Genomic DNA, 23,629 nt, shown 5'->3' with positions numbered 1-23,629 from the left:
TGCGAAAGGTGACATGTCACACCCTATTGATCGCCCCGCCGGTCTTGTGAGACGGTGCGTCACGCGCTTCGGATGCCTCCCACATTCCGACGTCCGTGGCGCTCCGTTCGCGCTTCCCCCACAAAGGAATAGACGATGCGTCAGCTCTCACGCATGTCCAGGCTGCTGGCCTCAGCTGCCGCGGCAGGCACCGTCCTGCTCGGCATATCCGCCGGACCGAGCCAGGCCGCCCCCACGCCGGTCACCCCCGCACCGGTCGCTGGTGGCCCGCATCAGCCTTCCGGCAGTTCGTCGAAGGTTCCCGGCAGTCCGTTCGCCGATCCCGAGAGCCCGGGCGCGCCGCAGTCCGGTCGGCTCACTGCCGCGCAGCTGCCGCTGGTCAACCCGCTGTCCGTCACGGCGCCGGCGGAGACCGGCGCGGACAAGGGCCTGGCCAAGGCCGCACCGCGCGCGCTCGCGGCGGAGCCGGTCGCCGCCCAGTCGTGCACCCCGGCCGACTTCGCCGGCCGGACCGGGGCCGCCCTGGTGTCCTACGTCAAGGCCTCGACCCCCGAGTGCATCGGCTCGCTGTTCTACACCGCGGGAAGCCCGTACGCCTCGGCGCTGTTCCGCCAGAGCCAGATGGCGACGATGGCCGACGCCTTCCAGAGCGCCGCCGCCTCCTACTCCGGCGACAACTCCACCGCGACCTGGCAGGTCGTCCTGTACCTGCGCGCCGGCTACTACGTGCAGGACAACGACCTCGCGCACGTCGGGCCCTACGACGCGACGCTGACCGCCGCCGTGACGCGCGGCATCGACGCCTTCCTGGCCGGCCCGCACGCCGCGGACGCCACCGACGCGAACGGCCAGGTCGCCAACGACGTCATCATCCTCACCGACAGCGCCGGGCAGCAGGGCCGCTACCTGAACACCTACCGGCAGGTGCTGAACGGCTACACCAGCACGTACGACAGCTCGAAGAACCTGCTCACGTACGTCAACAGCGCCCTCTCCGCGGTGGACCGCGGCCATCAGAACAAGGCCTTCGTCGACGCCGTGACCGCGGACCCGGGCATCGTCGACACCCTCGACGCGTTCACCCGCACCCACCGCGACCTGCTCGGCACCTACCCCGGCTTCCTGGTCTCCAACGCCGGCATCGAGCTGACCCGGTTCGTCACGTACCCGGCGTTCCAGGCCAGGATCCGCCCGCTGGCCAAGGCCCTGCTCGACAGCTCGTCGATGACCGGCCCCACCGCCGCGCTGTGGGTCGGCACGGCCAACACGGCCACCTTGTTCGACAAGGACCAGTGCTCCTACTACGGCGTCTGCGACCTGAAGCAGCGGCTGACCAAGGCCGTGCTGCCGATGAGGCAGACCTGCAACGCCACCCTCACCGTCCTCGCCCAGGACCTCACCGCGGCCGAACTCGCCGCCGTCTGCGCCGACCTCAAGGGTGAGGACGCGTACTTCCACAACCTCGTCCGCGACAACGGCCCCATCCCCGGCCAGTACGAGTCGTCCGTGCAGCTCGTGGTCTTCGCGAGCCAGGGCGACTACCAGACCTACGCCGGCGCGATGTACGGGGCGAACACCAACAACGGCGGGGTCACCCTGACCGGGACTCCGAGCGACCCGGCCAACCAGCCGGTCTCCCTCATGTACCGGCACCCGAACGAGAACGGCTTCACCGCCCGGATCTGGAACCTCAACCACGAGTACGCCCACGTCCTGGACGCCCGCTACGACATGAAGGGCGACTTCTACCAGCAGACCAGCGTGCCCGACCTGTGGTGGATCGAGGGCGTCGCCGAGTACGTCTCCTACACCTACCGCGGTGTCACCGACGTCAACGCGGTCTCCCTGGCCCCCAAGCACACCTACGGGCTCAGCACCCTGCTCCAGAGCACCTACCAGAACAGCGACGTCGTCCGCACCTACCACTGGGGCTACCTGGCCGCCCGCTACATGATCGAGCGCTCCCCGGGCGTCGTCCAGACCATGCTCGGCCTCTTCCGCACCGGCGACTACGCCCGCGCCTACGCGTACTACAACGGCATCGGCACCGCCTACGACGCCGACTTCACCAGGTGGGTCGACACCTGCGCCACCGACACCTGCCTCACCGCGGGCACCCCGAAGGCGGCCTTCGACGCCGCGGTACGGGACCTGAACGTCCAGCTGACCGACCGCTCCACCGAGACCGCCGGCAAGGGCAGCATCACCGGCTGGGCCTGGAACTTCGGCGACGGCACCACCGGCACCGCGGCCTCCCCGTCGAAGTCCTACCGCGCTGCCGGTACCTACACCGTCACCCTCACCGTCACCGACAGCAACGGCAAGACGGCCACCACGACCCGGACCGTCACCGTCACCGCCCCGGCCGCACCGGCGGCCTGCACCGGGACCGACGCCCGGAAGATGGACTACAACTGCTTCCGGACCGGCCGCGCCGCCGACGCCGGAAGCTCGGACCAGATGTACATCTACATGCCGGCCGGCACCACCACGCTGACCGTCTCCACCACCGGCGGCACCGGGACCGCCTACCTCTACTACAGCCCGGACCGCTGGGCCTCCAACACGGACTACGCCGCCTCCTCCACGAACAGCGGCACCACCCAGACCGTGACCGTCACCAACACCACGGCCGGCTACCGCTACATCACCCTCTACGGCAGGACCGCCTTCAGCGGCGTCACCGTCACCACCCAGTACTGACCGGGGCGTGAGCCCGGATGCCCGGGTCTCACGCATCCCCGGGGATGCGTGAGACCCGGGCATCCATGTGGGCCTCTGCGGCGGACGAGGTCCATGCAGGCCGCCACGGCGGCCGAGCCCGGGATGCAGACAACTACCTGGCTCGGCGCGCACATTGATGAGGCGTCAGCAGGTCACCGGAACTTCCACCACCGGCCGAGTGCCGTAGGGGCCGCTTCCCTGCACCGAGAAGGTCGCACGCACTGTCGAGCCGCACGGGGCAGTGGCGGTGAAGCCGTTCACCTGCACCGTGGTGGAGTGGAACGGCGTGCTCCCGCTCACGGAGCCGAGCGAGTTGCCGCCGACCACCTCGGCCGACAGGTTGGTGTACAGGGTCTGCCACGACACCGGCCCGTCGGGCGGGCCGGCAAGGCCGATCTTCCCGTAGATCACGATGCTGCTGCCGGTGACGTCTGCGCAGGCGTAGGTCGCCAGCCCGGCCTGGAGACTGGACTTGCAAGTCGTGACCGTGTCGGTGGCGGTGTCAGCGCCGGTCGCGGCGGCGAAGGCCGGCACGGGCACCGTGAGCAGGGCGGCGGCACCGGCGGCGCCCATCGCGATGCGGGTGATGCGGTTCATGGTCTTCTCCTTCAGACGATGTGAGAAACCGTTCGGAGACAGGCACTGTTAGCCATGTGACATTTCACGTGTGCCATGACCCCAACTCTGCCATGCGTTTCCAAGGCTCAGGCCCATTCCTGCCTTCGAAGTGCCAGCCCGTCTGAAAGTGCATCCTGGGTGACGTAAATCCGCCCGGCTGGGCCAATGCGGCTACCACCTCGGGCGAACCCGCGTCGAACGCCGGGTGAACCACCTCCCCGCCGTCCGGCTCGCGGCCTCCGCCGCCGGCCAGGCGAACTCGACCGGTTCCGCCGCCGATGGCTCCGAGACGGTTCGCTGCCCGTCTGCGGTGCCCGCGTCGAGATCACCCCGGACGGTGCCACCAGGTTCAGCCGGAGCAGCTGGAGCGCGACGCTCCGAACGCCGCCACTACCGCACACACCGCCGGCGGGCGGCACACTGGGCGGGTCGTCGCAGGAAAGGTACCGGCATGGCTGACGAACCGCTCGCCGAATGGGCGGCCCGCCGCGCGGCCCGGAAGCGAGCCCCCGGCACCCGACGCGCAGTCCCGCTCACCGACGGCCCGCAACGCGGTGCGCACGTCCACCTTGAGGCCCCAAGGGCTGCCGGCCGACTTCTGGCACTCGCCGACCTCCGCATCCGCGCGGGTGGTCCCGGTGCACGCCGTGACGGTCGCTGTCGAGCTGCGACAGGTCGGCACCGCCTTGCGCTGGGCCGACCGGCCGGCACCGGCAGAACTTCCCGCACGGCCGAGGCGGGTACGGCACTTGATCGAGGTCGCACGGGCATACGCGCTGCGGGGCGAACCGGATTGGGTGGCGTCGCTGCTCACCGATGCCGTGGCGGCGGTGCCCGACACGCCCCGGTGGAACCACGAAACTCATGACCTGGTCAGGGGCCTGCTGGCCGGCCCGCCGTCTGTGCGAACTGCCGCCCGTGACCTCGCATCCGCCACCGGGCTTGCCGCCTGACCGAGTCCCTGGTGCTGCGGATGTGGCGGCAGCTCGGCGCGGAGGCGGGTCAGCGGGTGTTGGAGATCGGTACCGGAACCGGGTACTCGACCGCCCTCGGTGCGCACCGCCTCGGCGACGCCAACCTGACCAGCATCGAGTACGACCCGGTGGTCGGCGGGGCGGCTGCCACGGCGCTCAAGGCGGCCGGGTTCGAGCCCCGGTTGATCATCGGTGACGGGCTGCGCGGCGACCCGCAGGGCGGGCAGTACGACCGGCTCGTCGCCACCTGTTCGGTCCGGTACATCCCCCTCCCCTGGCTGCACCAGGTGAAGCCGGGCGGGAGGATCCTGGCCACCTCTCCGGCTGGAGCTACGCCGACGCTCTGGCGCTGCTCGACGTGACCGGCCCGGGAGAGGCCACGGGTCGGTTCCTCCCCGGCTGCACCAGTTTCATGATCGCCCGTCCGCACGACCGGCCGCCCCGCCCGACCCTGGCCCTGCTGCCCGGGGAGGAGCGTCCGAGCCTGATCGACCCCGCCAAGCTCGACGACTGGACCGGCGGTTGGGTCGCGCGACTCGCGGCACCCTCGGCCGAACGCATGGGGGCGGGGCCGGAACAGATCCTCTGGGACGTGTCCGCCGGTTCGCAGGCCCGGACGGCCCCGAACCCCAAAGGCGGGTGGACCGCCGTCCAACGCGGCCCCGTCCGGCTGTGGGATCGGGTGGAACACGCCGTGCAGCTCTGGCAGGCCGCCGACGAACCCCATCAGGAACGGTTCGGGATCACGGTCTCGGCCGCCGGTCAGCGCGTGTGGCTCGGCACCGAGGACGGCCCCGGGTGGAACCTGCCGATCTGACGCACGCGGGCCCGTCGGTCATCGCCGCGCACCGCCCTGATGGGTGGTCAGCCGGCGGGAACGCACCGTTCGGCGGTGCTGCGCAGGACGCAGAATTCGTTGCCCTCCGGGTCTCCCAACACACAGAACTGGATGTTCTGGAGTGTGAGAGATGGCAGCGGCATCTGTGCTGGTCAGGGGCTCGGAAGCGGGTAGCGGGCAACCTTCGCTCCCCACACAGAGCATGAATGATGCTCGAAACCCACTGTCCGGCACCGTGTTCACCGAGACCCTTCGGGGCGTCCGGTGCATCCGACTGTCCGTCCTCACGGACGAGACCACCAGCCCCGAGCGCCAGCGGGAAGCGTGCGACCACGTAGCCGGAGAACTGCGGGTCACGTTCGGCGAGGGTGACGCGCTGCGCGAAGCGGTGGACCTTGACGTCAGCGCGTCCAAGACGTCCCCGTGGGAGCGCCCGCAGCTTGTTCGCTGGCTGAACAACCCGGATGCCTACGACGCGCTGTGCTTTTGGCGGTTCGATCGCGCAATCCGGTCCATGGGGCACATGTACGCCCTCGCCAACTGGGCGCGCGAGCACCGGAAGGTGCTCATCTTCGCCGAGGGGCTGGGCGGGGGGCGGCAGGTGTTCGACTTCCGCAACCCCATGGACCCCATGGCAGAACTCCAACTGTTCATGCTGGCTTTCGCCGCACAGTTCGAGTCGCAGTCCATCAGCGACCGCGTCAGCGGTGCGCAGGCCGCCATGCGCAAGATGCCGCTTCGCTGGCGCGGCGGGGGTCGTCCGCCGTACGGCTACATGCCCGCCCCGATGCCCGAGGAGTTCGGCGGCAAGGGCTGGACGCTGGTGCCCGATCCGGACGCCGTGGCGGTCATCGAGCGCATCGTCCGGGAGCTGCTGGAGGGTGCCACGGTGTCCGCCATCGCTGCGGGGCTAAACGCCGATGGTGTGCTGAGCCCGCGTGACTACTGGGCCGACAAGATGGGCCGCGAGCGGGGCGGCAAGACCGGTGGGACGAAGGGCTCGCACGTCGTGCGGGAGTCGTTCCAGTGGACTCCGGCGGTCATTACCCGGATGCTCCGCAATGAGGTCCTGTTGGGCTGGAAGATGCACAACGGCGTGCCCGTGCGCGACGACCAGGGGAACCCCGTCATGTGCAGCGAGACGCCGATTCTCACCCGCGAGGAGTTCGACCAGATCGGCGCCGTGTTGGACGAACGCAGCATCAACAACGGCGAGCGGTCCGACACGGAAGCGCTGTTGCTGCGCGTCATCCACTGCGATTCGTGCGGCGGGCGCATGTACCTCAACAGGCAGGAGAGCAAGAAGAATCAGGCGCCTGTCTACAAGTGCAATTACCACGCCCGGGGCGACAAGTGCGAAGCACCCGCGAACATCCGGGGAGACTGGGTGGACGAGTACGTGATGGCCGAGTTCCTGCGCCTGGTCGGCGGTATCCAGACCCGAACGACCATGGTCTTCCCCGGGTACGACCCCGAGCCGGAGTTGAACGCCACCGTGGCCGAGTTCACCGCGCACCTGGAAATCCAGGGACAGCAGAAGTCCAGGCACGCCGCGCAGGAGTGGCAGCGGCGACACAATGCGCTGGACAGCCGCATAGCCGACTTGGAGTCCCGCGAGAAGACCGAGCCGCAGCGCATCACCACGGCCACCGGGCGCACCTTCGCCGACGACTGGAGCGCCGCCAACACGGCGAAGCGGCGCGGCATGCTCGTTGACGCCGGAGTCCGCCTGAACGTCCGCCGGGGCACCCGTGGCGGATGGCGCAAGCTCGACACACGGCGGGTGGACTTCACCATGAACGGCGAACTCGACCCGGCCGCCGAGGAGCTTTCCGCATGGGATACCGCCACAGGTCCCGAGCTGGTGCCCGCAGCCGCGTAGCGGCCCCATAGAGCCCCGAATAGCCCTGGTCGGCCCCCGTGGTCGGCCGGGGCTCTCTCGTGCCCGCAGACGGGCACCTGTGGCCTCGGCTCCCGCCGGCCCCGGACCGGCCGACAGCGCAAGAGGGGTGATGGGTGGTGGTTCTTACCTATTTTTTTGATTGCATAGAAAAAACTAAGAAAAACAAGAAACAGGACCACTCTCGCCACCTCGCCACTGAGAGCCGGAACCCGCCGCCCTTCACATGAGCGCGGGCAGAGCGGGCAAGGTCCGCTCCCCACACAAACCGGGAAAGGCCACGACCGTACGCCCAGTGAGGAGCCCGGCAAGGTCTGCTCCCCGTAACCAGTAGAGGGCCGCAACAACCTGCGGCCCGTGAAGGACGGAGAAGATCGTGAGCGACACCCTGAATCGGGTTGGCTATCTGGACGGCTTCCGGGACAAGGATGCGGCCCGCGCTGCCGAGTGGCAGCGAGACGAGCGCATGGAGCAGCTGACCGCGCTGCGGGACTCGAACCCCGAGGTGTACGACCGCATGGGCGCCACGGCCCACATCATGCTCGGCTACTACGAGAACGCGAAGAAGATTGCAGCACAGTTCGGGCGCGACACCACGAAGGGCGGCAACTGATATGAGCGCCGAAATCGAGAAGGCCACCGAGCGCGTCGCCAAGCTGCGCGCACAGATCGACAAGGTTTCCGGCCCGCTGGCCGATGCCGAGGCGCAGTTGCGTGCCGCCGAGGATGCCGAGAAGGCCCGCCGCGCGGAACGAGAGATCGAGTATAGCCGCGAGTTCGCCAGGAACTGGCCGGAGCGGGCCAGCGAGGCGGCGAATTCCGGTGACGAGGCCCGACAGCGATTCTATGACGCCCTGTCGGCGGAGCCGTGGTTCGCGGCATATGTTGAGTACCGGGCTGCTCGGTACAAGCGCGGGCACGTTCTGAACGAAGCGCAGCGCGCACAGCGGACTATCGGCGAAGTCGTGACCGTGCCCGAGCAGCGGTATTACGGGGCGCAGATCCTCGATGAAATCGTTGATCGTCTTGAGAAGGAGTCGGCGCGGCTTGGCGACGAATTCAGTCAGAGTCTCGTGGGCCAGCGTGAGGATTACGTGGCCGCACAAGGCACCTGAGCAGCCTGCGCCCCAGGGGGGTACTCCCCTCTACGCCCAAGGGTGATCGGCAGGGAGGGAAGAAACTCGCACCGGGGCTGTGGCCATTCTTGGAAGCTCCGGGCACCCTCACAGCGAGCGAGAAAGGAGACCAATGGCCGACCGATATCGACCCAAGCCAGCGGCAATACGGGTCCGCGAAGGAAACCCGTCCAAGGCTGAGATCAGAGAGGGGGTTATTGTTCCCCGCGCCGTTCTTGCTGAGCCCGATTGGCGAGGCGTGTTCAAGGACTCGCCGGCCGCCGAGATCCAAGAGGCAAATATCCGCTGTCGGGAAATGGCCTCGGCCGAGTGGCAACGCATTGTGCCGATTCTCGAAGTGGCCGCAGGGCTCGGCGAGGTGGACCACTCGACCGTCAAGGATCTGTGCGTCTGCGTGGCCCGCATTGACCAAGCCGAGCGGGACTTGTCGGAACGCGGGCTCATGGTCACCGCTGAGCGTGGCACGGTGAAGAACGGCGCTGCCACCATCGCGGCACAGTATCGATCCCAACTTGCTCGTTACATCAGGGAATTGGGTCTCTCGCCGAGTGCGCGAGTGGCCATTGCCCCGCCGGAGCCTGACGACGATTCCGATATCTGGGATTGATCACCCCGCCAAGTGATGACGGCGAGTCCGTTGGCAGAAATTGCAGAGGCCCCGTCCTGTTCTCCTTCAGCGGAGGTCAGGGCGGGGCCTTTCTGCGTCTGGTGAAACCGCTTCGGCGTCAACTCAAAACGCAGGCTCCAGCCGTGCTCAGCTCGGGGCCGCCGGGAGGTGAGCGGCCGAACGCTTCGCCACGTCACGCGCACGGAATCCGAAGCTGATGAGGGTCACGCGTTCTCCGGCACCGAGGGGCGTCCTTCCGTGCGGGGTGATCGCTCCATCGAACACGACGCATTCGCCCGCCGCGAGATCGCACGCACGGTAGCCGTCAGCGCCGATGAAGACGGTAGCGCTCACGGTCGGAGTTGCAGCGGAACGCTCGTGCTTGAGACACAGGATCAGGTTGGCCTCACCGAACCCGAACTCGTCAATGTGGAAGTCGAGGAACTGCCCCTCCTCCAGATAGGCGATGTAGACGCCGTTGTGCGGCTGCTCGACCTCCAGCCCGGTGGACTCCGTGACGACTGCGGCGAGATCGACTTGCCCGGCGAAGCGGTTCGCTGCGTCGCCAACGGCCGCGTTCCACTTGCCGTTGTGAAGGTATCCGTTGGCGGTCAGGGCTTCCTCGGCCTCCTGCGCCATGGCGGAGATCAGCTCAGCCGGGAACGGCTGGTCGCGCAGGTGTCGCGGCTGCACCCGCTGATGCGCGGTCAGCCCTCGTACGGCGCCCCGGACGGCGGGGAAGTCCTCTGCCCACCGGTCCGGGGTCCGGGCCGTGGTGTTGGACTGGAGCCACGAAGTCCACTGACCGCTCCACTGGTGGGGCACGGCGGTCCCCGTGCCCGGCGCGGCGGCTTGGTCGATCAGCAGTTCCACCCGCGAGAGCGCTGCCTGTGTGGACCCGATCAGCTCGGTGTCACCCTTGGCGATCCGCAGCCGCAGCGCTTCCCGGAGATGGGCCTCCGCGCCCGCGAGGTCACCGCGCTCCATCAGGTACTTACCGGTGTGCTGGAGCGCGAAGTCCACCAGTTCCGGCTGGTGGCTCCGCGCGGTGCCCAGGGCGCTGCGGTAGAGCGCGTCCGCTGCCCGCATGTCACCGGCGTAGCGGTGGGCGTCGCCGAGGTTGAGGCTGGTGGCGACGACCGCTCGGGTGTTCCCGCTCGCTGCGGCCAAGTCGAGCGACTGCCGCAAGAACGTCAGGGCCTCCTCGTGGCGGCCCAAGCACATCTGCCCGACGCCGATCCACCGAGTCAGGGCCCGGGTGCGAGCGGGGTCGGCCCCCTCGGGCAAAGCCCTTAGATCGTCCTGGAGTTGGCCAACCGCAGTGGTCAACTTGCCCCGGTCGGTCGGGACCATTCGCAGGCCGGCGTCTTGTGTGATGAGGTGCTGGAGCACCGGACCCTCCTCGTTCGGTTCTGCTCAGGGTGGCACTACAGGTGGTCGGTCTGCTGGCGCAGATCGGCCAGCAGCTCCACCCCGTGCGGGGTGAAGTGCTCACTCAGGAGTTCGAGTTCGCGCATGAGGTAGCGGACGGCGGGCAGGCCCTCGTCATAAGCGGCCTGGAAGCACGCGCGCTCGTTGGCGGTCAGGTCGTTGCGGTCCAGCTCGGTTCGGCGGAACCTCAACAGCTGGTTGTAGACACAGGTCGCGTGGAAGGCCCGGTCCACCTCCCAGAACTGGTTGCGCGCGACGCCTTGACTCGCTCGCCACTTGATCTCGATCTTCGGGGACTCCTTGGACGAGTACCCGTCGGCGAAGACCTGGTGCTGAAGGACGTGGAAGCTGATCGACTGGTGCGTCCCCTCGTGGAGCAGGTTCTCCGCCAGGAAGCGGGGGGACGGCTCCGGGCTGACCGTGTTCGGCGGGATGTGGTGCCGAGCCTTGTCGGAGAACAGGACGATGTACGGGAGCGCCGGGTCACTGGAGCTGGTCAGCGAAGAAGCGCGGACACCGGGCTTGAGCTCGACCCACAGCAGCCCGCGCACGAACTCGCGCACTCGGGCGAATCCCTCGGGGTGGACCAGCGACAGGCGGTCCAGCGCCTCGGACAGTGCCTCGCGGCGGGCGTCGGTGTGCTCGGCGATCTCGTAGTTCGTCAGGTTGATCTCGTTGGCGATCTCGCCGGGAAGCTGGGCGTCGAACCAGTCGAAGGCCACTCCGGCCACGGTCACGTTCTCGCTGCGCAGGGAGCGGGCGTGCTGTGCGTAGGGCGTGCCGGACTTGAGCAGGCGTTCCATGAGGGCGAACGGCAGAGCACTCTCAGCGCCCTCCTCGCGCAGGCGGAGAAGTTCCGGGTCCTTCCGGCTGAGGTCGAAGAAGGAGCCGACCGGGACGCTGGTGGCGATGGTGGTGTTCACTGCGGACTCTCCTTGCTTGGGACTGTGTGGCGACTCGTGCGGCGGGTCGGCCCGGTGGTCACCCGAGCCGACCCGCCATGCCGTCAACTAACCGGCATTAACTGGGAATTGCTGTCAGACCTCGACGGTCACGGGCGCGAAGTCGCCGTCCGGGACCATGTGGTCCAGGCGCCGCGTCAGGGCCTCGACGCCCACGGGCGCGAAGTCGCCGTCCGGCACCGAGTGGTCCAGGCGCCGCGTCAGGTTGCTGACCTCGATGTTGGCGGGCATAGTCCTGCTCCTTCCATGGGAACTACTGCGGATTGGTGCACCTCCCCGAGGTCCGGGGAGGAGCCTGCGGACCGCTGGCGGGTTCACCGCGTGGCTTGCGGCCGATGTCGCCATTGCCGCGTCAGCCGGGCGGGAACCCCTGGCCTGCCGGTGCAATCAGTGAACAGCCAGTCACGCTCCGGGGGTACGGTGTGAGCACACCGATCCCGTTCAACCCGTTCAAGATCGCAATAAGGGGCGACAGTTGACGGACACTAAGGCACCAAACGAGGCACTTGCCCGTGCTATCGCCGAGGCCGGATGCACGTACCAGGCGCTGGCGACGACAGTGCGCGCGGTCGCTTCCGAGGCAGGGGAGCATCTGGCAACGGCGCCCTCGGCCGTCGCTCACTGGGTGGCCGGCGGTACCCCCACCGGGCGCACGCCGCAGTATCTTGCCGAGGCCCTTACCCGGAGGACGCGTCGCAAGGTGACCGTGGCGGAGATCGGACTAGGGTCGGAAGCGATCGGGGAGGTTATGAGCGCCGACCCGCTGGCCACCGCCGCCGACCTCGGGAGAGCCGTGATGCAGTCCCGCCGTGACTTCCTCGCCAGTGCGTTCGCCACCGCCGCCGTGGCGCTGCCCCTGACCTACGATCACCAAGCCGTCGCCGCCACCCTGCGAGCGGGAAAGACCGGCGGCCGAGTGGGCGTCGGCGAGGTGGCCACTGTCCGGCACATCACCAGCGTGTTCACCGCCGCTGACGAGCGTCTCGGCGGTGGGCACGGGCTGAGTGCCGTGACCACCTACCTGACCGACACGGTGGTGCCGATGCTCCAAGCCGTGTATCCCTCCGAAGGGGTTCGTCGGGACGCCTATGGCGTGGCGGCCGAACTGTCGTACCTCGCCGCGTGGAAGTACCACGACCTGGGCCGGGAAGGTGCCGCACAGCGGTACTACCTTCTCGGCTACCAACTCGCCTGCGAGAGCGACCCAACAGGACACGGAGCCTGGATGATGCGCGCTCTCGCCCATCAGGCCCTCAACCTCAAGCAGCCGGAATTCTGCGTCGAACTGGCGGAGGAGTCCCTACGGCGAGCGCGCGGGAAGGTGGACCCGCAGACTGAGGCCCTGCTGCTGATCACGAGCGCCAGGGCGTACGGGGCCGTGGGGAGTGGACGGAAGGCCGCAGCGGCGCTTCTCGCAGCCGAGGACGCCATGCTCGACACCGCGACGCCGCCCGCGTCCTTCACGGCGGCTACCGGGCCGGTGGCGGCAACCGTCGCCTCTCACACCGCGAAGACCCTGGCCGAGCTGAAAGACCACCAGGCGGCCGAACGCCACCATCGCGCAGCCCTCGCCGGGCGTGACCCCGAGGCGTTCCGGCGCATTCACGCCCTGACGCTCGGGAACCTGGCCCGTTCCGTTGCCGCCCAGCGCCGCCACGACGAAGCCGTGGGGATTTGGGGTCAGTCCCTGGATTTCATGGACGGAGTCGTCTCGGACCGGCACAAGAAGGACCTTCACAAAGTCCGTACCACAATGACGAGTTGGTCCCGGCGCGGAATCCCCGGCGCCGCAGACCTGGGGCAGCGCGCTGCCGAACTCGTCCGAGCCTGACCCGCAGCCATCCGGCCCCGCCTTACTGGTCAACTCCGGCGGGCGGGGCCTGCTGGTCTCCGGCGGTCTGGCCGGTGCGGTCCGCCACGAACGTGCCGCGCTGCGGAAGGGTCCGGACCCACCCTTCTGAGCGCAGGTGCTCGACAGCATGGCGGGCAGTGTTCCGGGCAACGCCGTATGCCTGGATCAGCGTGCTCTCGGACGGCACTCGGGCCCCGACTCGCAGTTCCCCGGACCGAATGGCCCGGATGATGTCCGCCGCAATCTGCTGATACGGGTGCGCTTCGGCGTCCGGGTCGATGGGGGTTACATCCATACCCAAAAGCGTAGGACTACCCAAACGACCTCGCGCGTTTCGCTACGAGCATGAACGTATCTAGACGTATCTATAGGAGTTGGGTACGGTCGAAATCCGCACCACCAACCAAAGAGCCCCGGGACTGTGCGACCAGTCACCGGGGCCATTCGTCCGCACAGCTATTAGGGAGCTGCCGACGTGCGTCATCTTATCGTTTTGGCCCTACTCCGAGCCCTGGTTCTCATCCTTCCGGCTCACGGTCGGCGCCATGCCGCATCCGTTTCTGCCGCCACTCCGGCCCCGATGGCCGAGGTCCCTCGGGGTCACCTGCGGGGACCGTGGGTCGAGCCGCAGGAGCTGTACACGGGCACAGTGGTTCGCCCGTACATAGACCACGGCGCGTGGCTCGGTGAGCAGGACGAGATGCGGCGCGAGTACGACGAGAGGCAGCGCCAGCGTGAGCGGCGCGCGGCACTCCGTGCGGTGGTTCTGGGTCTCCCTGACCCCGGGTACACCTACCCCGGGGCGCACGCTCTCGCTGGTCGGGGAGCGTGATGGCTCGGGTGTTCATCAGACCGCTTCCGGACGGCACCCGCAGGGGCAACACGCGGGGCCTACGGCAGTGCGCGCGGGATGGGTGGCAGATCCTCACCCCGGACCGCCACGAAGCCCGCTACGAGCCCCGTACGGTGAACGACTGCCGACCGTGGACAGACGGGGTTACCCGGTTCTGGTCGCGCGACTGCTGGGCAGTGCCGCATCACCCCGTTCGCTCCTCCGAGTGAGCCTCGCCAGACAGTAGAACGCCCCGTTCGGCCAAGCGCCGGGCGGGGCTCTGTCGTTGGTGCTGACCTGCGGCTAAGCTGCACAGAACTGGTAGTCACGTGTGTTGGGGTCGGCGAGGACCGCCCAGCCGGTGCCGTCGGTGTTGCGGTGGTCGCCGACCAGGGTGGCGCCGAGGGCCAGTAGCCGTTGTACCTCGGTGTCCCGGGCGGTGTCGGGGCGCAGGCAGAGGTGGACGCGGTTCTTGACGGTCTTCGGTTCGGGCACCTGGTTGAAGTACAGCGTCAACCCGCCGTCGGCCAGCTCCACTTGGGTCTCCCGGTCGCCCGGCGTCGCGTCCGGGTCGAGCGGGCGGCCCGTCGCCTCGGCCCAGAACCGGGCCAGTCCGTACGCGTCGGCGCAGTCGATCGCCACGTTCTGCACTACCGAGACCATGCGGGCGAGTCTGTCACACGACGCCCGGCCGGGCGCATTCCGCGTCCCGGCCGGGCCGTCGCTGGGGGCTCCGGGGAGTCAGATGGTGTCCTTGACCTTGATCTGGCCGCTGTCGATCACGAAGTCCTGGTTGCCGAACGCGGGGTTCAGGCACTGCCAGATCTTCACCCGGTCGCCGTTGTTGCGGGCGCCGCCGACGTCCAGGCACATCACGCGGCCGCTGCCGATGGTGTCCTTGACCTTGATCTGGCCCCGGTCGATCACGAAGTCCTGGTTCCCGAACCCGGGACTGAGACACTGCCAGATCTTCACCCGGTCGCCGTCGTTGCGGCCGCCGCCCACGTCCAGGCACATCTCCCGGCCGGAGCCGATGGTGTCCTTGACCTTGATCTGACCCCGGTCGATCACGAAGTCCTGGTTCCCGAACCCGGGACTGAGACACTGCCAGATCTTCGTCCAGTCGCCGTTGTTCCGCGAGCCGCCCACGTCCACGCACATCGGGTGGGCGGCCGCGCGGGGCGTGGTGACGGCGGTCGCGGGCGCCGCCAGGGCGAGCAGCCCGGCGGCGGCCAGGGCCGTGAACGCGGTGGTGGAACGGGACATGACGTACCTCCGTGAGTGCACCGGCGGATGCCGGCGGATCGAACGAGGCTGCCGGTGGGTGCGGGGCGCGCACCTGTCCGGCTGTCGGCAAGGTTGGCAGCGGCCGGACCCGACACGCCCGGGCAGGGGCGACAGCCATCCGATGGAGTGTCATGCGGTTTGAGAACCGTCCGGACCTGCGTGATCGGGCGCAGTGATCGGGCGCAGTGATCACGCGCCGCGGCCGGCCGCGACCGGTCCCCGTGCTCAGTCGCGCAGGCGGGCGAGTTCGCCGTCGAGGTCGAGGTGCGCGGTCTCCGTTCCGGCCGGGATCAGCGCGAAGGAGTCGAGCAGGAACCCGGTGACGGCCTCGCCGGGGACGCTGATCACGGCCTGCCCGGTGCGGCTGCGCAGCGTGATGTGCACGGTGCCGTCGGGGCCGGGCGCGACGGCCACGTCGCCCCGGCCGGCGGGGGCGTGCCGTCCCTCGTTGAGCAGCTCGCGGGCGAAGCACCACTCGACGGGCTCGTCGCCGGGCTGCATCGGCGGAAAGACCAGGCAGACGGCGTACGGCTCGGTGGAATCGAAGCGCAGCCGGGCTTCGACGGCGGTCTCGGGGTAGGGGCTGTGCGGCAGGGTGACCCGGGTGGTCCAGGCGGCGGAGACGGGCATGCGGGGCGCACTCCTTGTCCTCGGCGACGCTTCGGCACTGGCTGCGGACGGTTACCCCGCGGAGCCGCTCCCAGCGCCTCGCACCCCAAACCTTCACAAGCCGCCGGTCCTTTCAGGCCTGCTGTTCGAGGTAGTCCTCGTAGACCGCGACCTTGTACCCGACGATGTCCAACGACCGTTGTCCGGGGCAGCCGTGGTGTCCATCGGATCAGCACAGGAGTTGATCTAGAGCGCACTCCAACTCCTACAGTGACCACCGCACCACGCCTGAACATCCAACGGGGACAAGGGAATTGACCATGCGTTACCGCACGCTCGGCGGCACCGGCATCGAGGTCAGCGCGCACTGTCTGGGCACCATGATGCTGGGCTCGGTCGGCAATCCGGACCACCAGGAGGGCATCCGCCTGATCCATGCCGCGCTGGACCACGGCATCAACTTCGTGGATACCGCCGACATGTACTCGGCCGGCGAGTCGGAGGAGATCGTCGGCAAGGCGCTGGAGGGCCGGCGCGAGGACGTGGTGCTGGCCACCAAGGTGCACTTCCCGATGGGCCCGGGCCCCAACCGGGGCGGCAACTCGCGGCGGTGGATCGTGCAGGAGGTGGAGAACAGTCTGCGGCGGCTGCGCACCGACTGGATCGACCTGTACCAGGTGCACCGGCCGGACGGCCGCACCGATGTCGAGGAGACGCTGTCGGCGCTCGGCGACCTGGTGCGGCAGGGCAAGATCCGGGCGTTCGGCTGCTCGACCTTCCCGGCGGAGGAGATCGTCGAGTCGCACTGGGTGGCGGAGCGCCGGGCGCTGCCGCGTTTCCGCACCGAGCAGCCGCCGTACTCGATCCTGGCGCGCGGCATCGAGTCCTCGGTGCTGCCGGTGGCGCAGCGCTACACCATGGGCGTGCTGACCTGGAGCCCGCTGGCGTCCGGCTTCCTGACCGGCCGTTACCGCAAGGGCGGGGCGATCGACCTGTCCTCGGGCCGGGCGGCGCTGACGCCGCACCGCTTCGACCCGGCGCTGCCCGTGACCGCCCGCAAGCTCGAAGCGGTCGAGCAACTCGTCACGCTGGCCGACGAGTTGGGCTGCACGCTGCCGGAGCTGGCGGTGGCCTTCCCGCTGGCCCACCCGGCGGTGACCTCCGTGATCATCGGCCCGCGCACCGTCGAGCAGCTGGAGGGCCTGCTGAAGGGCGCTTCGCTGACCCTGGACGACGCGGCCCTCGACCGCATCGACGCGATCGTCCCGCCCGGCACCAACCTGTACCACCCGGACGGCGTCTGGACCTCCCCCGGCCTCGCCCCGTCCGCCCTGCGCCGCCCGGCGGCCGACCGCGCGGCGGCGGAGTGACGGCCGACCGCCCGGCGGAGTGACGCACGGCGCCCCGCCCCCGAGGACTCGGAGCGGGGCGCCGACGGCCCGTCAGAACGCGGACGCGTAGGCCGTCAGAACGCGGAGGTGTACGCCGTCAGGAACGGCGCGGCCACGGGCGACCCGCCGGGGCCGAAGCAGATCGGGTACAGCTGCACGGTGCCGGAGCTCCGCGCCCACGGCAGGGCGAGCTGGCACCAGCCGGGGCCGCTGCCGTACGCGGTGACCTGCGCGTGGTCGGAGGGCACGGCGATGGCCGGCAGGGTGACGTTGAACGGGATGCCGACGGCCAGGCTGTTGCTGCCGCCCGCCGAGTTGAAGTTGGTGCCGCCCGGCACCGAGCCGTTGTACCAGAGGTAGCCGAACGACTTCGGCGGGATCGCCGGCCCGTGCACGGCGCGCTTGACCGAGTAGCTCAGCGTCCACTGGGTGTCGTAGGGGGCGTTGGACGCGTCGAAGCAGGCCACCACGAAGGTCTGCCCGGTGCCGGACGGCGCCCAGTCGGCGACCTTGCAGCGCGCGCCCTGGATCGGGTCGACGGCGGTGACCTCGACGTTGCCGAGGTTGCCGGAGCCGCCGACGCCGGGCAGCCACGCCTTCCAGATGCCGGTGGAGCCGTGGCCGGAGACGTTGCTGCCGCCCGAGGAGTTGTACTGGGTGACCAGCGCGCCGCTCACGGTGGAGTGCAGGTACGCGTAGTCCCCGCCGGGCGGCGCGGGCGTGCCGCTGCTGCTGGTGTACAGCACCGTGAACGGCGAGTTGTCGGGCGCGCCGGTCGGCCGGTAGCAGGCCACCTTGACGTCGATCCCGCTGCCGACGGGGCCCCAGCCGGTCAGCTGGCACCAGGTGCCGGTCCGGTTCACGGCGGTGACGTGCGCGACGCCCCCGGGCCCGGCGATCAGCGGGAAGTGCACCACGTACGCCCCCGGCCCGGTCTGGTCCACGGTGACCGGGTTGCTCGCCGGGGACGCCCAACTCCCCCACTGCCGCGACGGATCGGGCACGTACCCGGTCGGCGGCGTCGGGTTGTCCAGGAACGCGAACCCCCACCGGTCGGGCACCGCGGCCTGTGCGGGCCCCGCGGCCGGAACGGCGGCGGCGAGCAGCCCGACCAGCAGCGCCAGCACCAGCAGCACGGCCCGGGCGGGCTTCTTCACATCGGATCTTTCCTTCACGGGCGATCAACCCCCAGAGTGGTGAGGACATGTGGTGTCGCCGGGAATCCGGTGGCCACAAACCCTAGGCGCGCCACCGACCACCGGCCCAGCACCTCGACCCGAACCCGTACCTCCGCCCGACACCCCCCAGCCGTTCGCACAACACCCGGCCGAGCCAACCGACGGAGCGCCCTCTACCGGTTGTGACGTAGCCGTGCCCGATCCCCGGGGCTGGTGCGTCCTCCCCTTCCCGGTGGGGCCCGGACGACCCGGCGTGGCGGGAGAGGTCAAGTCCGAGTGTGGTTCAGACCGTTGGGGCCGGGCCAGCCCTCAGCGCCTCGACCCGGTCGAGGGCGGCGGTGAGGTCGCCACGCTCCATCAGGTGCTTGCCGAGGTACTGGAGTGCGAGGGTGCCGCAGTGGGTCGCGCCGCCTTCCTCGAAGTGGGCCCCACGAGGGCTGTCCCCCGACCTGCCCTCGCTTCGCCCGTTCGAACAAGGCGGCGTCCTTCCCCCTCGGGTGCCGACGCCCGCATCCCCCGACTCCGGGCGTCGACACCTTCCCCCCTCCTGTCAACGCCCCTCACCCCCCCGGCTCGGCACGTCGACTTCCCCCTCGGGCGCCGACACCTTCACCCCCCGGTTCGGGCCATCGGCTCCCCTCACTGTCAACGTCCCGCACCCCCCGGCTCAGGACGTCAACTCCCCCTCCTGTCAACGCCCTTCACCCCCCGGCTCAGGACGTCGACCTCCCCCCTCGGGCGCCGACGCCCTCACCCCCCGGTTCGGGACATCGGCACCCGGGCCATCGGGAGGCGTTCCCCCCGTCCCCGGTGGCCCTGCTGCGCCGGTCTCCCGGCGACAGGAAGATCGTCGCAGGTCGCGGGGGTGTGCACATTGCCAGGATCCGGCAATCTTGTCGGCCTCTTGACGCCCGATCCGTGCACCGCCCGATCCGTGCACCGCCCGATCCGTGCACCGCCCTATCCCCGCACCGCGCGAGACGCGCCTACAGCGGCTGCCCCGGCCAGCCCAGCAGGCGGGCGCCCATCGCGGCGGTCTCAAGGGTGTAGCGGTGCAGCGCGTCCGCCGGGTCGTAGCCGGTGAGGGCCTTGATGCGTTCGGTGCGGTAGCCGAGGGTGCGGACGCTGACGCCGAGGCGGCGGGCGGCCTCCGCGTTGACGTAGCCGGCCTCGGCCTGGACGGCGATGGTGTCCAGGAGCGGTCCGGCCCCGCCGCGCGCGGCGGCCAGCGGGCCGAGGACCGTGCGGACCAGGTCCGCCATCGCGGCACGGTCGCGCATCAGGACGGGGAAGACGAGCAGTTCCTCGGCGTTCAGCAGTTCGGCGGGCAGGTCGAGCCGGTCGGCGAAGTCGAGCGCGTCGAGTGCTTCCTCGAAGCTGCGGACGACGCCGCCCGCGCCGGAGTGCCGCCGCCCGATGGCGACCCGGCGGGCGGGCGGGTAGCCGGGGCCGGGCTGCAGGGCGAGGCGGGCGAAGGCGTCGAGGACCGCGTGTTCGCTCTCGGGGGCGACGCAGACCAGCCGGCCGTCCTTGGTGGCGAGCAGGACGTCGCGTTCGCCGAAGCGTCCGGTGAGTTCGCGTTCGACGCGCCGCACGACGGGGTCGACGTGCCCGTAGGGCTGCGGGGTGACGGCGACCGCGACGGCGTGGGTGCGGGCGAGGCGCAGGCCGAAGCGTTCGGCGCGGGCGGCGAGGGTGCCGAGGTCGCTGCGGCCGTACAGCAGGTCGTCGATGAACTCGCGGCGGGCGGCCTCCTCCTGGCGGACGGCCAGTCGTTGGGCTCGTTCGTGGCCTTCGCCGAGGGCGGCGAGGGCGGTCTCGGCGGCGATCAGCAGCGCTTCGCCGACCTGCCGGAGTTCGCCTGCGCTGTCGGCTCCGGCGACGCCGGGGAGTCGGGTCCAGGCCTTGCGTCCGGCCCCCATGCAGTGGGCTATCAGTTCGCGCAGCCCGTGCCCGGCCTCGGCGCCGCGTTCGCCGAGTTCCCGCAGTGATTCGACCTCGACCCGGGTCAGCCGCCGTCCGGAGCGAGACACTTCGGCAAGCATGCCGACGTACTGCTCGGCGAGTTCCCCGGCCGCTGCCTGCTCGGCCATTGTTGACACTCCTTCACCTGCTGTTCGACCGCCGCATCCTAGCGATTGCGAGCGGATTGCGGCGGCCGTTGTTCGGGCCCGTACGATGTCTGCTGCGGCGCGCGCGTTCCGGGTGGCGCCGCCGCTGCGAGGGAGGTTCCGCGATGACGCCTGGCCGTGCCACCAGGAGTTGGACGGCGCTGCTCGGCTGCTGGGCCGTCTTCGGCGTGCTGGCGGGGCTGCTGGCGGCGCACGGCTGGGGCCCGTTCGCATTCGAACAGGCCGTGCTGGACTGGTGCACGAGCCACCGGCCGGGCTTCGCGGTCTCGGTGGCGACGGTGGTGACGGCCTGCGGCTCGGCGCCGCTGCCGTACCTGCTGACGCTGGCGGCGGGCGCGCTGGCGGTGCGCCGGGTGCGCCGCCCGGTGGCGCTGGTGCTGTTCGCGCCGACGGTGTGGCTGCTGCTGGGCCAGGGGCTGCGTCAGCTGCTGATGCACGGCTTCGGGCGGCCCCGGCCGCCGGTGGCCGACCGGGCGGTGCACGCGTCGGGGTTCTCGTTCCCGTCGGGTCACGCGTTCACGGCGGCGGCCGCCGCGGGGCTGCTGGCGCTCGCGGTGGCGCTGGCCCGTCCGGCTGCGGCCCGCGCCGCCGCGGTGGGCGCGCTGGTGTTCGCGGGGGCGGTCGGTGCGAGCCGGGTGTATCTGGGGGTGCACTGGGCACTCGACGTGCTGGGCGGCTGGCTGCTGGCGGCGGGGTGGCTGGCGCTGGGTACGCTGCTGGCACGTCAGGATGGCGAAAGTGGCGCTGTGCTGCTGGAACGCCGACCGGGCGGGCGCCGGGACCGACCGTCCGCGCCGTGACATTTGCGTTCAGGGAGAAGGGTTTCGGAATGGCTCAGGTTGTGCGGGGTGTGATCGCGCGGGCGAAGGGTGCGCCGGTGGAGGTGGTGCCGATCGTGGTGCCCGATCCGGGGCCGGGCGAGGCCGTGGTGCGGGTGCAGGCGTGCGGCGTGTGCCACACCGACCTGCACTACCGGGAGGGCGGGATCAACGACGAGTTCCCGTTCCTGCTGGGCCACGAGGCGGCGGGCGTGGTGGAGTCCGTCGGCGAGGGCGTCGACAATGTCGTGCCGGGCGACTTCGTGATCCTCAACTGGCGTGCGGTGTGCGGCCGTTGCCGGGCGTGTCGACGGGGCCGGCCGCAGTACTGCTTCGCCACTCACAACGCGAAGCAGAAGATGACGCTGGAGGACGGCACCGAGCTGTCGCCGGCCCTGGGCATCGGCGCGTTCGCCGAGAAGACCCTGGTCGCGGCGGGCCAGTGCACCAAGGTGGACCCGGCGGCCTCTCCGGCCGCGGCGGGCCTGCTGGGCTGCGGCGTGATGGCCGGTCTGGGCGCGGCGATCAACACCGGCCAGGTGGGCCGCGGCGACAGCGTCGCGGTGATCGGCTGCGGCGGCGTCGGCAACGCCGCGGTGGTGGGCTCCCTGCTGGCGGGCGCGTCGCGGATCATCGCGGTGGACGTGGACGACCGCAAGCTGGTCACGGCCCGCAGCCTGGGCGCCACCCACACCGTCAACTCGCGCGAGACCGACCCGGTCGAGGCGATCCGCGAGCTGACCGGCGGCAACGGCGCGGACGTGGTGATCGACGCGGTCGGCCGCCCGGAGACGTACAAGCAGGCGTTCTACGCCCGCGACCTGGCGGGCACCGTCGTCCTGGTCGGCGTGCCGACCCCGGAGATGACCATTGAACTGCCGCTGCTGGACGTGTTCGGCCGGGGCGGGTCGCTGAAGTCCTCCTGGTACGGCGACTGCCTGCCGGAGCGGGACTTCCCGATGCTGATCGACCTGTACCGGCAGGGCCGGCTCGACCTGGACGCGTTCGTCAGCGAGACCATCCCGCTGGACGGCGTCGAGGAGGCGTTCGCCCGGATGCACCGCGGCGAGGTGCTCCGCTCGGTGGTGGTGTTCTGATGGCGGCCCGCATCGAACTCCTGGTCACCTCGGGCGAGTTCAGCCTGGACGGCGGCACCTGGCAGGTCGACAACAACGTGTGGCTGGTCGGCGACGACCGCGAGGTGGTCGTGATCGACGCCGCGCACGACGCGGACGCGATCGCCTCGGCGGTGGCCGGGCGCACGCTGGTGGCGATCGTCTCCACGCACGCGCACAACGACCACATCGACGCCGCGCCGGAGCTGGCCGCCCGCACCGGCGCCCCGATCCTGCTGCACCCGGACGACCAGGTGCTGTGGCAGCAGACCCACCCGGACCGCAAGCCCGACGGGGCGCTCGCCGACGGACAGCGGCTGACCGTCGCGGGCGTCGAGCTGACGGTGCTGCACACGCCGGGCCACAGCCCGGGCGCGGTCAGCCTGTACGCGCCGGCGCTGGGCACCGTCTTCACCGGCGACACCCTGTTCGCGGGCGGTCCGGGCGCGACCGGGCGGTCGTTCTCCGACTTCCCGACCATCGTCGACTCGATCCGCGACCGGCTGCTGACGCTCCCCGCGGAGACGGTGGTGCGCACCGGCCACGGCGACACCACCACGATCGGCGCGGAGGCCCCGCACCTGGCGGAGTGGATCGCCCGCGGTCACTGAAAGCGGACGCCGGCCAGCCGCCCGCGCGAGGTTCCGTCGGCGAGCAGCACCGACGCCGCACCCGGGAACGCCGTGAGGCCCTCGCGTTCGACGGCCGCGACCAGCGCGGTCAGGCCGCGCACGTGGTGGCGGAAGACGCCGGGCGCGGCGGTGCGGGCGCGGGCGTGCTGGCCGGCCAGGGCCTGTTCGGGGCGGACTGCGAGCAGCACCACGTGCAGCTCGCGCCCGCCCTGCCGGGCCCAGCGGGCGAGGGCGCGGCGCATCCAGCGGCGGCTGCCGCAGTCGTGCACCAGCAGCGGCCCGGGCCGGCGCAGCGCGGCGCGGATGCGCAGCAGGTGCAGGGTGCGCACGACGGGCCGGTAGACGGGGTACGGGAGCCGGTCGGGCACGGTTGCCCGGGCGGCGAGTCGGCTGGTGCGCGGGTCGAGGACGGGGGCGGGGCCGTCCCAGCGGTGCAGCAGGGTGCTCTTGCCGCTGCCGGGCAGTCCGGCCACCACCACGGCGGCGTCCGGCCCGTAGCGGACCGTCAGCGGCGGTCCGTCCTGCCCGCGCAGGTCGTGCACGCCGCGCGCGACGAGCTCCATGTCCCCTCCTCGACGCGAAACCGTCCCGCC

Annotated in this window: 24 protein-coding genes; 13 read left to right on the top strand and 11 right to left on the bottom strand. The window is 70.4% G+C overall.

Features of this window, described 5'->3' with window-relative positions; genetic code table 11:
• The first annotated feature begins 135 nt into the window (after nt 1-135).
• Entirely contained in the window at nt 136-2,703 is a 2,568-nt protein-coding gene (locus AMK19_RS10725) for a collagenase (RefSeq protein WP_083646644.1), read from the top strand.
• Nucleotides 2,704-2,868: 165 nt separating this feature from the next.
• On the opposite strand, the gene AMK19_RS35920 is transcribed toward AMK19_RS10725, so the two are convergent.
• Nucleotides 2,869-3,321, bottom strand: a complete 453-nt coding sequence (locus tag AMK19_RS35920) for a hypothetical protein (protein ID WP_073810409.1) — start codon at nt 3,319-3,321, stop codon at nt 2,869-2,871.
• A gap of 472 nt (nt 3,322-3,793) precedes the next feature.
• Here AMK19_RS35920 and AMK19_RS37120 point away from each other — a divergent pair, with 472 nt between their 5' ends.
• From AMK19_RS37120 to AMK19_RS10695, 7 genes are all read left to right on the top strand, one after another.
• Nucleotides 3,794-4,210 carry a DUF6087 family protein gene (locus AMK19_RS37120; RefSeq protein ID WP_241844334.1) on the top strand — a complete coding sequence of 139 codons (417 nt, stop codon included), beginning with the start codon at nt 3,794-3,796 and terminating at the stop codon, nt 4,208-4,210.
• 105 nt (nt 4,211-4,315) lie between these two features.
• Nucleotides 4,316-4,678 (top strand): methyltransferase domain-containing protein, encoded by a 363-nt coding sequence (locus tag AMK19_RS37115; protein ID WP_241844364.1) that lies wholly within the window; start codon nt 4,316-4,318, stop codon nt 4,676-4,678.
• A gap of 50 nt (nt 4,679-4,728) precedes the next feature.
• Nucleotides 4,729-5,133, top strand: a complete 405-nt coding sequence (locus AMK19_RS37110; protein WP_241844333.1) for a hypothetical protein — start codon at nt 4,729-4,731, stop codon at nt 5,131-5,133.
• Between the two features lie 223 nt (nt 5,134-5,356).
• Entirely contained in the window at nt 5,357-7,036 is a 1,680-nt protein-coding gene (locus AMK19_RS10710; protein WP_073810866.1) for a recombinase family protein, read from the top strand.
• A gap of 394 nt (nt 7,037-7,430) precedes the next feature.
• Nucleotides 7,431-7,667 (top strand): hypothetical protein, encoded by a 237-nt coding sequence (locus AMK19_RS10705; RefSeq protein WP_241844332.1) that lies wholly within the window; start codon nt 7,431-7,433, stop codon nt 7,665-7,667.
• 1 nt (nt 7,668) lies between these two features.
• Nucleotides 7,669-8,169, top strand: coding sequence for a hypothetical protein (locus tag AMK19_RS10700; protein WP_073810401.1), 501 nt, complete (start codon nt 7,669-7,671; stop codon nt 8,167-8,169).
• Nucleotides 8,170-8,302: 133 nt separating this feature from the next.
• On the top strand, nt 8,303-8,797 hold the full coding sequence (locus AMK19_RS10695; RefSeq protein WP_083646643.1) for a phage terminase small subunit P27 family: 495 nt from the start codon (nt 8,303-8,305) through the stop codon (nt 8,795-8,797).
• A gap of 147 nt (nt 8,798-8,944) precedes the next feature.
• Here AMK19_RS10695 and AMK19_RS10690 read toward each other — a convergent pair whose 3' ends face one another.
• The 3 genes from AMK19_RS10690 to AMK19_RS35915 form a co-directional block, all read right to left on the bottom strand.
• Complete coding sequence (locus AMK19_RS10690; RefSeq protein WP_073810400.1) at nt 8,945-10,189, bottom strand: tetratricopeptide repeat protein; 1,245 nt, start codon at nt 10,187-10,189, stop codon at nt 8,945-8,947.
• A 35-nt stretch (nt 10,190-10,224) separates the two neighbouring features.
• Nucleotides 10,225-11,151 (bottom strand): hypothetical protein, encoded by a 927-nt coding sequence (locus tag AMK19_RS10685; protein WP_073810398.1) that lies wholly within the window; start codon nt 11,149-11,151, stop codon nt 10,225-10,227.
• 114 nt (nt 11,152-11,265) lie between these two features.
• Nucleotides 11,266-11,421: a hypothetical protein gene (locus tag AMK19_RS35915; protein ID WP_158071887.1), complete on the bottom strand. Its 156-nt coding sequence runs from the start codon at nt 11,419-11,421 to the stop codon at nt 11,266-11,268.
• A gap of 244 nt (nt 11,422-11,665) precedes the next feature.
• On the opposite strand from AMK19_RS35915, the gene AMK19_RS10680 reads away from it, so the two are divergent.
• Nucleotides 11,666-13,021 (top strand): transcriptional regulator, encoded by a 1,356-nt coding sequence (locus tag AMK19_RS10680; protein WP_073810397.1) that lies wholly within the window; start codon nt 11,666-11,668, stop codon nt 13,019-13,021.
• A gap of 22 nt (nt 13,022-13,043) precedes the next feature.
• Here the strand turns inward: AMK19_RS10680 and AMK19_RS10675 are convergent, their stop codons facing one another.
• The 4 genes from AMK19_RS10675 to AMK19_RS10655 all read right to left on the bottom strand — a co-directional run bounded on the left by AMK19_RS10675 (nt 13,044) and on the right by AMK19_RS10655 (nt 15,791).
• Nucleotides 13,044-13,337 carry a winged helix-turn-helix domain-containing protein gene (locus tag AMK19_RS10675; RefSeq protein WP_073810395.1) on the bottom strand — a complete coding sequence of 98 codons (294 nt, stop codon included), beginning with the start codon at nt 13,335-13,337 and terminating at the stop codon, nt 13,044-13,046.
• 840 nt (nt 13,338-14,177) lie between these two features.
• Nucleotides 14,178-14,537 carry a VOC family protein gene (locus AMK19_RS10665; RefSeq protein ID WP_073810389.1) on the bottom strand — a complete coding sequence of 120 codons (360 nt, stop codon included), beginning with the start codon at nt 14,535-14,537 and terminating at the stop codon, nt 14,178-14,180.
• 78 nt (nt 14,538-14,615) lie between these two features.
• Nucleotides 14,616-15,140, bottom strand: a complete 525-nt coding sequence (locus tag AMK19_RS10660; RefSeq protein WP_073810387.1) for a ricin-type beta-trefoil lectin domain protein — start codon at nt 15,138-15,140, stop codon at nt 14,616-14,618.
• A gap of 246 nt (nt 15,141-15,386) precedes the next feature.
• Nucleotides 15,387-15,791 carry an SsgA family sporulation/cell division regulator gene (locus AMK19_RS10655; RefSeq protein ID WP_083646642.1) on the bottom strand — a complete coding sequence of 135 codons (405 nt, stop codon included), beginning with the start codon at nt 15,789-15,791 and terminating at the stop codon, nt 15,387-15,389.
• 299 nt (nt 15,792-16,090) lie between these two features.
• On the opposite strand from AMK19_RS10655, the gene AMK19_RS10650 reads away from it, so the two are divergent.
• A complete protein-coding gene (locus tag AMK19_RS10650; protein WP_073810384.1) occupies nt 16,091-17,140 on the top strand; it encodes an aldo/keto reductase in 1,050 nt (349 codons plus the stop codon).
• Nucleotides 17,141-17,235: 95 nt separating this feature from the next.
• Here the strand turns inward: AMK19_RS10650 and AMK19_RS10645 are convergent, their stop codons facing one another.
• Both AMK19_RS10645 and AMK19_RS10640 read right to left on the bottom strand, forming a co-directional pair.
• The gene (locus AMK19_RS10645) at nt 17,236-18,318 is read right to left on the bottom strand and encodes a hypothetical protein (RefSeq protein ID WP_241844331.1); all 1,083 of its coding nucleotides are present in this window, start codon (nt 18,316-18,318) and stop codon (nt 17,236-17,238) included.
• A gap of 1,007 nt (nt 18,319-19,325) precedes the next feature.
• The gene (locus tag AMK19_RS10640) at nt 19,326-20,432 is read right to left on the bottom strand and encodes a PucR family transcriptional regulator (RefSeq protein WP_073810380.1); all 1,107 of its coding nucleotides are present in this window, start codon (nt 20,430-20,432) and stop codon (nt 19,326-19,328) included.
• Between the two features lie 143 nt (nt 20,433-20,575).
• Between AMK19_RS10640 and AMK19_RS10635 the strand changes: the two genes are divergently transcribed.
• Genes AMK19_RS10635 through AMK19_RS10625 form a run of 3 tightly spaced genes read left to right on the top strand, consistent with a single transcriptional unit; the run spans nt 20,576 to nt 23,015 of the window.
• Complete coding sequence (locus AMK19_RS10635) at nt 20,576-21,271, top strand: phosphatase PAP2 family protein (RefSeq protein ID WP_073810378.1); 696 nt, start codon at nt 20,576-20,578, stop codon at nt 21,269-21,271.
• 29 nt (nt 21,272-21,300) lie between these two features.
• Nucleotides 21,301-22,386: an S-(hydroxymethyl)mycothiol dehydrogenase gene (locus AMK19_RS10630; protein ID WP_073810366.1), complete on the top strand. Its 1,086-nt coding sequence runs from the start codon at nt 21,301-21,303 to the stop codon at nt 22,384-22,386.
• Nucleotides 22,386-23,015: an MBL fold metallo-hydrolase gene (locus AMK19_RS10625; protein WP_073810364.1), complete on the top strand. Its 630-nt coding sequence runs from the start codon at nt 22,386-22,388 to the stop codon at nt 23,013-23,015. Before AMK19_RS10630 ends, AMK19_RS10625 begins: the two co-directional genes overlap by 1 nt.
• Here the strand turns inward: AMK19_RS10625 and AMK19_RS10620 are convergent.
• Nucleotides 23,009-23,599: an AAA family ATPase gene (locus AMK19_RS10620; RefSeq protein WP_073810362.1), complete on the bottom strand. Its 591-nt coding sequence runs from the start codon at nt 23,597-23,599 to the stop codon at nt 23,009-23,011. The two genes, AMK19_RS10625 and AMK19_RS10620, sit on opposite strands and share 7 nt — an antisense overlap.
• Nucleotides 23,600-23,629: the final 30 nt, after the last annotated feature.

Source organism: Kitasatospora sp. CB01950, assembly GCF_001905465.1.
Taxonomy (GTDB): Bacteria; Actinomycetota; Actinomycetes; order Streptomycetales; family Streptomycetaceae; genus Kitasatospora.
This window is presented reverse-complemented; position numbering and strand designations above follow the sequence as displayed.